At 39.2% G+C, this 12692-nt stretch carries 11 protein-coding genes; 8 read left to right on the top strand and 3 right to left on the bottom strand.

Features of this window, described 5'->3' with window-relative positions:
• Positions 1–59: 59 nt before the first annotated feature.
• On the bottom strand, positions 60–884 hold the full coding sequence (gene proC / locus BW724_RS09435; protein ID WP_176371360.1) for a pyrroline-5-carboxylate reductase: 825 nt from the start codon (positions 882–884) through the stop codon (positions 60–62).
• Positions 885–1043: 159 nt separating this feature from the next.
• Here proC and BW724_RS09440 point away from each other — a divergent pair, with 159 nt between their 5' ends.
• Positions 1044–1838 (top strand): SDR family NAD(P)-dependent oxidoreductase, encoded by a 795-nt coding sequence (locus BW724_RS09440; protein ID WP_088074986.1) that lies wholly within the window; start codon positions 1044–1046, stop codon positions 1836–1838.
• 77 nt (positions 1839–1915) lie between these two features.
• Here BW724_RS09440 and BW724_RS09445 read toward each other — a convergent pair whose 3' ends face one another.
• The gene (locus tag BW724_RS09445; RefSeq protein WP_088074987.1) at positions 1916–3112 is read right to left on the bottom strand and encodes a cystathionine gamma-synthase family protein; all 1197 of its coding nucleotides are present in this window, start codon (positions 3110–3112) and stop codon (positions 1916–1918) included.
• Between the two features lie 238 nt (positions 3113–3350).
• Here BW724_RS09445 and BW724_RS09450 point away from each other — a divergent pair, with 238 nt between their 5' ends.
• From BW724_RS09450 to BW724_RS09480, 7 genes are all read left to right on the top strand, one after another.
• The gene (locus BW724_RS09450; RefSeq protein ID WP_088077806.1) at positions 3351–4208 is read left to right on the top strand and encodes an MBL fold metallo-hydrolase; all 858 of its coding nucleotides are present in this window, start codon (positions 3351–3353) and stop codon (positions 4206–4208) included.
• 144 nt (positions 4209–4352) lie between these two features.
• Entirely contained in the window at positions 4353–5621 is a 1269-nt protein-coding gene (locus tag BW724_RS09455; RefSeq protein WP_088074988.1) for a Y-family DNA polymerase, read from the top strand.
• Between the two features lie 215 nt (positions 5622–5836).
• Entirely contained in the window at positions 5837–6121 is a 285-nt protein-coding gene (locus tag BW724_RS09460; protein ID WP_140354947.1) for a hypothetical protein, read from the top strand.
• A gap of 353 nt (positions 6122–6474) precedes the next feature.
• On the top strand, positions 6475–6975 hold the full coding sequence (locus BW724_RS09465; RefSeq protein ID WP_088074990.1) for a low molecular weight protein-tyrosine-phosphatase: 501 nt from the start codon (positions 6475–6477) through the stop codon (positions 6973–6975).
• Between the two features lie 286 nt (positions 6976–7261).
• Positions 7262–9109 carry an asparagine synthase (glutamine-hydrolyzing) gene (gene asnB, locus BW724_RS09470; protein WP_088074991.1) on the top strand — a complete coding sequence of 616 codons (1848 nt, stop codon included), beginning with the start codon at positions 7262–7264 and terminating at the stop codon, positions 9107–9109.
• A gap of 177 nt (positions 9110–9286) precedes the next feature.
• Entirely contained in the window at positions 9287–10225 is a 939-nt protein-coding gene (locus BW724_RS09475; protein WP_235848935.1) for a CAP domain-containing protein, read from the top strand.
• Between the two features lie 82 nt (positions 10226–10307).
• Positions 10308–11054 (top strand): SDR family oxidoreductase, encoded by a 747-nt coding sequence (locus BW724_RS09480; RefSeq protein WP_088074992.1) that lies wholly within the window; start codon positions 10308–10310, stop codon positions 11052–11054.
• Positions 11055–11166: 112 nt separating this feature from the next.
• On the opposite strand, the gene BW724_RS09485 is transcribed toward BW724_RS09480, so the two are convergent.
• Positions 11167–12681 carry an NCS2 family permease gene (locus BW724_RS09485; RefSeq protein ID WP_205160365.1) on the bottom strand — a complete coding sequence of 505 codons (1515 nt, stop codon included), beginning with the start codon at positions 12679–12681 and terminating at the stop codon, positions 11167–11169.
• Between the last annotated feature and the right edge of the window lie 11 nt (positions 12682–12692).

Here is a 12692-nt window from a genome sequence, read left to right on the forward strand (position 1 = left end):
ATAGTAATAATGTAATTATTATAGCTTATTATATAGGCAATTAAAAGGTAAGAAGTGTTTTACTCTATATATGCATTTTGATTTCCTAGCTCTTTTGAACGTTCCCATGCCCGTAAAACACATGAAACGAGGGATTCCTGCACTTTGTTGTCTGTTAAGACTTTAAATCCAGCCTCCGTAGTTCCACCAGGGCTCATGATTTGATCATATAGATCACGGGGACTAGCGTCACTTTGCTGCACACGTTGACTCGCTCCGAGTAGTGTCTGTGAAACTAAGGTAGTTGCTAGTTTTGGGTCAATTCCCATTTGTATTGCTGCCATTTCCATCGATTCCATTAAGTAATAAATATAGGCGGGACCAGTTCCTACTAAAGCTGTCATGGCATCCATTTGATCTTCTGGTACTTCAGCAGTTTCTCCCACAGCTTGAAATAAATTAATGATCATATCTCTATATTGATAAGGAACGCTTTTCCCATAACTAATAGGTGTCATGGATTCTCCCACAGTAGCTGATGTATTCGGCATGATACGTATGACTGGAACATCTTCATGTTCAAGTTCCTCTTCTATTACCGCAGTAGACACCCCAGCCATTACTGAAACTATTGGAGTCTTATGGTTAAATAAATGCTTAAAAGGCTCAATAGCACTTCTCCAGTCTTTAGGTTTACAGGCAAGCAGGATGATGGAACCTGAAGATACGATGTCAGAGCTAACCCTTGTTGTATTTATATTGTAAACCCTTTGAAGGTCTTCAAGGCGCTCGTTGTTTGAACGATTCGTTATTGTGATCTGAGAATTTTCTAAATACCCTTTTTTTAACCAACCAACAATTAAGGCTTCTGCCATATTACCCGCACCAATTATACTAATTTTCATCACATTGTCCTTCCTTTCTCCAACTCTCATAAATTGTTCCTAATTATGAAGGTCCTTCACTCAATTGTCAATATTTTCTGAGAAAAACTATCGTTTTCGACAGAAAAGGGGAGTTAAGATATAATATGTACTTAATGATGCCGCAAAGAAAGGTAGATTATGATGGGAAATTTGGAAAGTAAATATATTGCAATCACGGGGGCATCTAGTGGAATAGGACGGGATATGGCCATTGAAGTAGCCAAACGGCGGGGAACTCCTATTTTGCTTGCTCGTTCCTATGAAAAGCTGGAGAAACTAGCCGAAGAGATTGAACAAAGCACGAATCAACGACCTCATTTTTATACACTGGATGTAACAAATGAAGACGAGGTTAGGGAAGTATTCGAGAAAATATATAAATCTGTAGGGACAATCGATGTTTTAATTAATAACGCAGGCTTTGCGATTTTTGACTATGTTCATGAAGCGACAGTCGACGAGGTTAAATCCATGTTTGATGTGAATGTATTTGGTGCTATTGCCTGTACGAAGCTAGTACTACCACATATGATTAAGAATGGAAAAGGGCATGTTATATTCGTTGCATCTCAGGCTGGTAAACTAGCGACACCAAAGTCAAGTGGCTATTCGGCAACAAAGCATGCTGTATTGGGATTTGCCAATAGTCTTCGAATGGAACTTGCAGATAGGGATATTAAAGTAAGTACAGTGAACCCAGGTCCAATAAAAACGCCATTCTTTGATTTAGCAGACAAATCAGGAGAATATCAAAAGAACGTGGCCCGTTATATGCTGCAGTCCGACTTCGTGGCAAAAAAAACGGTGGACCTTATAGAAAGACCAAAGCGGGAGTTAAATCTACCAACTTGGATGAATGTTGGAACAAAATTATATCAACTTTTTCCTGGTCTAATAGAAGCTGTCGCGGGAAAGCAGTTTCGAAAGAAATGAGTTTTCCAGTAGATTGGAAAAAACAAAAGAAGACCTGGTAGCTTATTTTCTAACTACCAGGTTTTTTCTGAGATTAATTATTTAATATAGCTTAGCGCTTGGTCCAAATCTTCGATCAAATCCTCTACATTTTCAATTCCGACTGAGTAACGGACTAATCCTTCAGGTATTCCTAAAGCAGCGCGTTCTTCTGGTGTGTTTTCAATATGGCTAGTTGTTCTTGCTGGGCCAACAGTGGTTTCCACAGCACCAAGGTTAGCTGCTTTGTTCGCATATTTTAGCTTTGGTAAAAAACTTCGAACTGAATCCAGCTCTCCTTTTACTGAAAAGCTTAACATACCGCCATAATCTCGCATCTGCTTTTTGGCTATATCATGGTTAGGGTGATCCTCTAAGCCTGGATAAAAGACAGCTTCAACCTTCTCATGATTCTTTAAATAATTTGCAATTTTTAGGGCGCTTTCGCATTGCTGTTTTACCCGCAATTGAAGTGTCTTCATTCCCCGCAATAATAAATAGGCTGCCATTGGATCGAGGCTTGCTCCATTGATTTCACGGTAATGATAGATTTGTTCAATAAATTCCTTGTTATTGCTTACGGCAACTCCTCCTAATGCGTCTGCATGGCCCCCAAGGAATTTAGTCGCACTGTGAATGACTAAATCTACGCCATATTCAAGAGGGTTCTGGAGTATAGGTGTAGCAAATGTATTATCCACGTAGACAAGGGCTCCAACCTCTCGTGCCACTTTTACCATCCGTTCAATATCAGTGATTTTAACCGTAGGATTTGTTGGTGTTTCGAGATAGAGGATTTTACATCCTTTCCGGACTTCCTTTTCCATTTCCTCATGATTGCCCGTTTCACATAAGGTCACATCGATGTTCAGTTTCGGTAAAAACTCTGAAAATATTTTATTTGTTCCGCCATAAGTATCTTTTATGGATACAACTCTGTCCCCTGGGGTGAGCGCGGTTGCTAGTGAATTACTTATAGCTGCCATACCTGTAGAAAAACTAGTTACTGCTTCTGCACCTTCTAACTCCTTTACTTTATCTTCAAAGGCTTGCACAGTTGGGTTTGTATTTCGTCCATATATATGACCTGGTTTATTACCAATGGCTACTTCGAACCAATCATCAATATCGTTATAACCAAAAGAAACACTGTGAACGACAGGAACTTGAGTAGCACCGTGAACTAAATAATCCTTTTCTCCAGCCCAAACAGATTGTGTCCCTTTCTTCACTACTTTTTTCCCTTTGTTATCCATGTAGATCACTCCTTTTGATTATTCCAGTCCCTTTACCTATAGACTACTATTTTTCTAGTGAGAATCCATTCGTCAAACTGTATGAAATCTTAAAAGCTTCGTTATACAAATTTTTTTCGGATTGGAGGTTAGGTTTGTTTAAATTTTGATATAGAGGGGGCAGATAGGATAAAAAGCCGGTCATTGCGAAAACTACAGTACTGATAGAATATTGAGAAATGGGGTTTTTTAATTGGATATGGAAAAAGATAACAACATGCATTATGGCAAAGATTATAAATATATTCCTACCACCTCTGTTGGAAGCGGCGTAGGGATTAAAGTTTTACCTGATTTGTATAGTCATACGATCCAAATTGTTAATATATGCTACGTTGGTACAGAGAGCGGGTATGTTTTAGTGGACGCAGGTATGCCTGACTCTGCAGAGAAAATTATTCAAGTTGCTGAGGAGCAGTTCGGAAAAGGTAGTAAGCCAAATGCAATTATTTTGACGCACGGACATTTTGATCATGTAGGTGCCATTATTGAGCTTGTGAATCATTGGAATATTCCAGTGTATGCACATGAGCTTGAAATTCCATTTTTAACTGGAAAGCAAAATTATCCAGAACCGGACTCAACTGTAGAAGGTGGTATTGTTGCGAAAATGTCACCGCTATTTCCTAATGAGGCTATTGACTTAGGAAATCGTGTGGAACTGTTGCCAGCAGATGAGAGTGTACCAGGAATGCCAGGGTGGAAATGGGTACATACTCCAGGACATACCCCTGGCCATATCTCGTTATTTCGTGAAGAAGACCGCTCTTTAATCGCAGGGGACGCATTTGTAACGGTCAAGCAAGAGTCCTTATACAAAGTTTTAACCCAGGAACAGGAAATCAGTGGTCCCCCGAGGTATTTAACCCCTGACTGGGATGCGGCTTTTCAATCTGTAAAGACTTTAGCTAATTTAAAACCTTCTGTAGCTGTTACAGGTCATGGATTACCAATGACGGGTGATCTACTTTCTTCAAGTCTCGAAAAGCTTGTTAATGAATTTGCGGAAATAGCCATACCTGATTATGGAAAATATGTGAACAAGCCAAAACACTAGAGTGAAGCAACTACCACCTTCATAGGAGAACTTTTATTTTTGGCGATCAAAAATGGGAAAAAATCTCGGTTGCTCAAATGAGTATTTTTACATATAATTAAAAATACAACTACGAACGTTTGTTCTAAAACAGGTGGTGGCAAAATGGATGTCATGTATGAATCCTTACCAAAACGAACAATTTTTTGTATCGATATGAAAAGTTTTTATGCGAGCTGTGCTGCAGTTGCCCTTGGATTGGATCCGTTAACCTGCCACCTCGCTGTTGTAGGGGATACCAATAGGGATGGTAGTGTTATTTTAGCGGCAACCCCAGCACTGAAAAGGGACTTTGGTTTGAAGACGGGCAATCGCCTTTTTGAAGTGCCGAAGGACTCACGAATCCGTTTAGTAAATGCAACGATGGCGACGTATCTGAATGTTTCTGTACAAGTCACCGACCTTTTTCACAAATATGTTCCGATGGAGGCAATTCATACATACAGTGTGGACGAAAGCTTTGTGGATATCCGAGGAACAGAACGATTGTGGGGAAATGAGTGGGAGCTCGCAAGAAGAATTCAAAAAGATTTATTAAAGCAATTTGGCTTAACCTGTGCTATTGGAATTGGGTCAAATATGCTTTTAGCAAAAGTTTGCCTCGATCTTGAAGCGAAAAATCAGCCCGGAGGTATTGCGAAGTGGACATATGATGATGTGGAAGAAAAATTATGGCCAATTACTCCGCTTCAGAAAATGTGGGGCATTGGTTCTCGAATTGAAAAGCGCCTTCATCAGATGGGGATTTTTACAGTAGGACAACTGGCGAAATTCCCTTTAAATAAGCTGGAAAAGAAATTCGGTATCATGGGTAATCAATTATATTATCATGCTAGGGGAGTCGACCTTTCCGAGCTGGGCGCGCCTATTTTAAGCGGACAAATTAGCTATGGGAAAAGTCAGATCTTAATGCGTGACTATGATGATCCGGTTCAAGTGAAGCGGGTTATTTTAGAAATGTGTGAAGAAGTAGCGGCAAGGGCTAGGAAGGAAGAAAGGGCAGGACAGACCATCAGTCTTGGAATTGGTTACAGTAAGGAGGTAGGGCACTCTGGGTTTCACCGTCAAATTACAGTAGCAGAACCTACAAATATTACAATGGAGCTCTATAATGCTTGTCTGCGACTTTTTGATAGAAATTATGATGGGAGTATTGTCCGCAGAGTTTCTGTAGCATTGGCTAATATTTGTGAAGATACTTCGATGCAACTAAATCTTTTTGACACGACTCGTCCAAAGCAAAGGGCCCTTGGCTATGTAATGGATGAAATCCGAAGGAAGCATGGAGCGAATGCACTGCTTCGGGGAATTTCCTATACAGAAGGTGGGACAGCCAGACACCGAAATACTCTTGTTGGTGGACATAAATCTTAAGTTTTTCTTGAAAAAACTGTAGTTCCACCATCTACAATCGTGACTATACTACTTGTTTTTTCCTTATTGAAAATAGGGAATTTTCAGTTATATTTTTTATGAAAAATGTTTATAAAATCTTCATAAATTTGGTAAGGGAAAAGTGTAGAAAGGTGTATAGTATAGGTGTGTAGTGAGTAGTTTCACAATACCTTATAGGGGAGAGGTTGTTTGCTATGATCGTTAAAGATTTGGTCGAAGCAAGGGAACTTATGATCGATGAAGTAAAGGAAAATGTAGTAGTAGTCTACGAATTGTTTGACAATGCTGATTGCCACTGTGAAGGGGTAGAGATTGAAGAATTTGAGTGTGATCCGGAAGAAATTATTCAAATTCTATCAGGATGTTCAGAAGATTCTCTAACGTGCATAAAAGAGTACCACGTTGGTGAAGAGTTTGCCACTGTGGACGACGTTTTGCAGGATATCAGAATAAACTACAGCAGCCTTTTAAAGGCATAAATGCTGCAGAGCTGATAGGGTTATATGACTATAAAGCCATTAGGCGAAAGAGGCTGCCCCAAAAGTAAAAGTATTAATTGAAAAGACGAACAAAAATCACTAAAGCGAAGTATATTTGTGAAGCGATTTATAAGTAATAGTGATCTTTTTGCTTGTTTGGCTTTTCTAAAATTAATACAACTTTTGGGGCAGCCTCTTTCCTTATGATGCCGACCTAACATATAAAGAAGTGATGAATTTGATATGTGACTAGTTTATAATATACAAAGAAGCAATGTGATTTAAATTTAGCCGCCCTGAAGTAAAAACATATTTTCACGGTAGCCGTTAGATTAGTAAAGGGGAGAAATTTAGTGATAAAAGTTTTGTTTGTATGTTTGGGCAATATTTGTCGTTCTCCTATGGCGGAAGCAATTTTTCGTCAAAAGGTGAAAGGTGCTAGCTTAGAAGAAAAGATACTAGTAGATTCTGCAGGGACTGGGAGCTGGCACGTTGGGAACCGGCCTCATGAAGGGACGCTAGAAATTTTAGAGAAAAACGATGTGGACCATGAAGGGATTACTGCCCGTCAAGTAACGGAGAAAGATATAACGGAGTATGACTACATTATTGGAATGGACTCGTCTAATGTGGGAAATCTTCACCGATTAAAAGTTCCAGGAGACAGTGTAAATAAGGTTGGTGAGATTTCACGGTTATTAGACTTTGCCCCATCAAGATCTATTGTAGATGTCCCTGACCCATATTTTACTGGAAATTTCATTGAGGTTTATGACCTTGTTGAGGATGGGTGTGAACGCCTCCTTGATCATATTTTGAAAAACAACCCTATATTAAATGAAGAAGGGAACTAATTTAGTTAATTGTTCTTCTAAATAACAAATAATCAACTTATTTTTTGATTAAATCCCATTGATGATGACCTCCTTATAGGAGAAAAGATTGCATTTACTTGTAATCAACTATACCATCGTCAATGGGCTTTTTTTGTGTCCAAAATCTCCGTGAAAGTGACAAAAAAACTCCCTTAAATGACTGCGGTGTAAGCGTTTACCATGTAATTCTTTAAGAAAAAAAGGTACATTGGACAGAAGTTTAGAATAGCATGGTAAAAGAATAAATTGAAATGAGGGATACTTCATGTGTGGAATCACTGGTTGGATTGATTTTCGTAGACCGTTGACTGATGAGAGGAAAACGGTTGAAAAAATGACAAAACCGTTACACCAAAGAGGACCTGATGCAACGAATACATGGCTTGAAAAACATGTAGCATTTGGACATAAAAGACTAATCGTCATTGATCCAGACGGTGGAAAACAGCCCATGGTTAGAAACCATCGTGGAAAGACTTTTACCCTCTGCTACAATGGAGAACTTTACAACACTGAAGAGATTAGGCAGGAATTACTCTCACAAGGATATTCTTTTCAATCTCATTCAGACACAGAAGTTTTATTAATAGCTTATATTCATTGGAGAGAACAATGTGTTGAAAAGTTAAATGGGATATTTGCTTTTGCAGTATGGGACGGGGAAAGGAAGCAAGTATTTTTAGCAAGAGATCGATTAGGTGTAAAGCCTCTGTTTTTTTATAAACTCGGTGAAGGAATATTGTTTGGCTCAGAAATGAAGGCAATTTTGAATCACCCTGATGTGGAACCTGTTATTGGTGAGGAGGGACTACAGGAAGTGTTAGGATTAAGTCCTTCTAGAACACCGGGACACGGAGTTTATAAAAGAATGAAGGAGTTGCGTCCTGCACATTGGATGCGAGTATCGAAAGATGATATTGAAGTGAGACGATATTGGCAAGTGAAGAGTGAAAGGCACAATGATAGTGTAGAAGATACAGCCGAAAAGGTAAGAACAATATTTAAAGATACAGTTGAAAGACAGCTTGTATCGGATGTACCAGTCTGTACGTTCTTATCTGGGGGGGTTGATTCTAGTGCAATCACTGCCATTGCATCTAATTATTTTGAGAAACAAGACAGGGAGCAACTGAAAACATATTCTATTGACTACGAAGAAAACGATAAATTTTTTAAGGAAAGCAAATTCCAGCCGAATTCTGATGCTCCTTGGGTAGAGAGAATGCACCAAGCATTTGAAACAGAGCATCATAATTGTATCTTATCAAATGAGCTCTTGTTTGATTATCTGAAAGATGCTGTGAGGGCAAGGGATCTTCCAGGCATGGCAGATATTGATTCTTCATTGTTATGGTTTTGTAATCAAATAAAACAAGATGTAACAGTCGGCTTGTCTGGTGAATGTGCGGATGAGATTTTTGGTGGATATCCTTGGTTTCACGATGAAAAGATGATGAATTCTCCAACGTTCCCATGGATGAGGTCTGTTTCAGAGCGGGAAGGAATGCTAAGACCTGAGTGGCGTGATCGACTAAAATTAACCAACTATGTCCAGGAGCGATACGAGGAAACGTTGGCTGAAGTCCCTTTACTGGATGGGGAGCAAGGTATTGATAAAAAGCGGAGAGAGCTATTCTACGTAAATATGATCTGGTTTATGACGACCCTTTTAGATCGAAAAGACAGAATGAGTATGGCAGCAAGCTTAGAAGTGAGGGTACCATTTGCAGATCATCGGTTAGTGGAATATGTTTGGAACATTCCTTGGGATATGAAAATGCTTTATGGGAGAGAAAAGGGGATTCTGAGAAAAGCTCTTGAAGGTATTCTTCCAGATGAGATATTATACCGTAAGAAAAGTCCATACCCTAAGACGCATCATCCAACGTATACAAAATTAGTGACAAATGGTTTAGGGGAGATAATCAAAAAAGGTGATTCACCTCTATTTGACTTATTTGACAGAAACGTGTTAAAACAGCTGGTAGAGACTGAAGGGAAATCCTTTAAGGAACCTTATTTTGGGCAACTGATGTCAGGGCCACAGTTAATTGCACATCTTATACAGATTGATACATGGTTAAGAGAATATGATGTAAAAATTGAAAAATAATATATAGTGATCAAATATATGGGGCCGTTACGTTTCAGACGTGACGGCTTTTTGCTTGAAAAATAAATATGTCTTTTCTCCTTTCTAATCATTTCTCGAAATTTACCACAAATAGTTTTACTCTGAAAGCAAAAAATAATTAGTGTAAAAAATTAATTATATAAGGGAGATAGTGCGATGAAACAAAATACTTTATATATATTCCTGCTAGTATTTGCAATTTCATTAATGGCCTGTAATACAGGAGAAAATGCATTCGACACAAGAGAAGGTAATGGATTAAGTGGTTACGGAGCTAATCCTGAATCACACCCGTACGGCAGTCAATATTACGGCGATGGATTAAATGGCTCAATGAATAATGACGACAATATATCAAGTGATAAGACCACAATACCAAGTGACAAATATCCTGAGACAAAAGCGATTCAGATTCAAGAAGCTAAATACAAGTTTGTTGTAGAAGGGAAACACGGAGGTAGTGGTAAAAAGCAGTGGAGACATGGGCAAAAAGGGGAAATCCCAAATAATCAGGCAGGGGAAGAAACGCCTCAGCAAGGACAACCAGAGCAACAAGAGCAACCGGAGCAACCAGAGCAACCAGAGCAACAAGAACAAAATGAATCACCCCATCAAGCTGATCCCGCACCTAACCAAGAGCCTGCACAAACGGAACAGCAGCCTCAAATGGAGTCGGAGGGAGAAGGAACAGGAGACAATGCAGCTGAAACAGATGGAATTAGTGGCCCTGAAGCGAGAGTAATCGAACTTACAAACGAGCAAAGAAGGAATAATGGTCTCCCAGAGCTTGAAGCTGATACAGAGCTTAGTGGTGTTGCACGAAGGAAATCTATAGATATGCAGGAAAACAATTATTTTTCCCACACAAGTCCAACATATGGATCACCATTTGATATGATCAGGGATGCTGGTGTATCTTACAATGCAGCAGGAGAAAACATTGCCCAAGGACAGCAAACTCCAGAACAAGTAGTTGAGTCTTGGATGAATAGTGAAGGTCACCGTGCGAATATATTAAGTACAGATTTCACACATATAGGTGTTGGATATACAGAAGCGGGTCATCACTGGACGCAAATGTTTATAAGTAGATAAACTAAAAGAAGGAGTGCTTGTTGTAAAGCACCCTTCTTTCTTTGTGTGGTATCATATATGGAAAATGAGTGGAGGTACTGGGATGGAGAAAAAATGGCTTGAGAATGTTGTACTAGTTACTGGAGCTGCAAATGGTATTGGAAAAGCTATCGCGCGAGGGTATGCCAAGCAAGGCGCCAATGTATTTATGGTTGATATAGATAGGGATGGTGGGAAGGAGTTAGAAAAGGAACTGCAGGATGAGGGCTATCAAGCTCAATTTCTATATGGTGATGTCGGGAAGGAAGAGGATGTATTAAATGTCATACATGTCATTAAGGACAAGGTCGGACAACTTCATTTCATTATAAATAATGCAGGGGTTTCTAAATTTAAACCTATTGAAGAACTAAGCTTTAACGAATGGAGTAGTATTATACATACAAACTTAAGCAGCGTTTTCTTGTTTTCGAAATATGGTTCCACACTAATGTCGAATGGCGGAGCAATCGTTAATATATCGTCCACAAGAGCTTTGATGTCTGAGGAACATTCGGAAGCTTATGCAGCATCTAAAGGGGGCATCACAGCCTTAACTCATGCGTTAGCTGCAAGTTTATCGAAAAACAATATTCGTGTTAACTCAATTAGTCCTGGTTGGATTGAAACAGGAGATTATAGTCAACTTAGGAAAATCGATCATAAACAACATTTTTCAAAAAGGGTAGGGAGACCTGAGGATATTGTGAGGACATGCTTCTTTTTAACAAACTCAAAGAATGTTTTTATAAATGGAGAAAACATTGTCATTGACGGTGGAATGACAAGGAAAATGATTTACGAGCATTAAAGAGAAAGCAGTATCTCCTTGAATGATCAGGAAGATACTGCTTCTTTTCGAGTTCATGTTTAGCTTGATTGCTATATACTTGTTCCCATAGCCGCTTGCGATTTTCTAAATATTAAGCGGCATTTACTCTTTCCTTCTCTTTCTCATGTTGTGCTACTCGAACATCTTTTAAATAATATGCCCCGAAAAATGCACTAATTAACAAATAACCGAATGCAAACTCTGTTGCGGCACCAAACTGTAATGATGGTGCATGCATGAGTCCAATAAAGCTTAAGAAGGCTGCAATGAGTGAGAAAGTAGCTGCTTTATGAAACTCATGATCAATAATAAATACCGTAATTGCCCCTAAAAGAATTGCAGTAAACATAGCACCTTGACCTAGAGGGACAATACCTGGTGATAAATCTGCAATGATCTCCGGTGCGACATTATTAAATCTAGTCATTAAATAATTTGCGAAATACGGAAGCATAGCAATGGCAACAGCAGGATAGTATTTCTTTTCATTCGTAGCAAAGGCCGAGCCCACCATAGAAATACCTACGTAAACAAGAATAGGTGCAACGACAGCAACTGGAATGATTGCAGAGAATGCAGCTATAACACCTGTCATGGCTGCAAGAGCAAAGACGCCAGCATTTAAGATACTGTAACCACGACCAGCCCCCATCCATTTTGAACCAACAGATGCAATATACACAGTAGTTGGGAACATACCTCCAAAAACAGCTCCTAGCATTGTTCCAACACCATCTACTGCCTGACATTCACGAACATCGTAGCTATCACCTTCTGCAGACATAGCCTCGACATTATTCATCGTTTCGACAGCGTTATAAATTGTTATTGGTAATATAACCGCGAGTAGTGCAATCATGCCTCCAAATAAATATTGAAATCCTTCAAATACGGCAATAGAAGGAAGAATCGGATAAAAACCTAAATGTCCTAAACCTTCATGTATAGCACTAACATCTGCATAGCCAAGGGAAAATGCAAGGACCACCCCGACTACAATGGCAAAAAGTGAAGCTGGAATTTTAAATGGAAGAGAAACTTTACCTACGATTCCTAATAAAATAACGGCTAGAACAAATAATCCTACGATTGGCATTTCAAGTGTCATAAATAACATCTCACCAGCAATAAATGCTAGTGCTACACCTGCTAACGCCCCAAGCATAGCAGCCCTTGGGAGATTGCGCTGGATCCATTTCCCAGTAAAACTTGCTAATACTTCAATCAGTCCACTGATAAAAGCTGCAGCTAATGCGATTTTCCAAGCTAATTCAGGGTCACCTGTAAAAGCATGTGCAGGAACTAGTACTCCAAAAAGGAAGATAAACATAACAGGGGTACTTATTCCATAAGAGAGAGCTGTTACATTCGTACGATTCTCCTTCTTAGCTAGTCGATTGGCCATATAAGCGTAGTATAGGTTACCGAAAATTACTGCTACTGCTGCTCCTGGAATAACTTTTCCAAAAACTAAACTAGCGGGAAAACCAAGCCCTAGCATTGTCACAGCAATGAGCACAAAATTAGCAATGTTATTTTGAAATAAAGCGAAGAAAGCATCTGTATCTTCTTTTTTAAACCAAGGATAATATGTTTTTTCAGACATGATTAGGATCT

Origin of the sequence: Litchfieldia alkalitelluris (assembly GCF_002153425.1) — a bacterium.
GTDB lineage: Bacteria > Bacillota > Bacilli > Bacillales > Salisediminibacteriaceae > Evansella > Evansella alkalicola.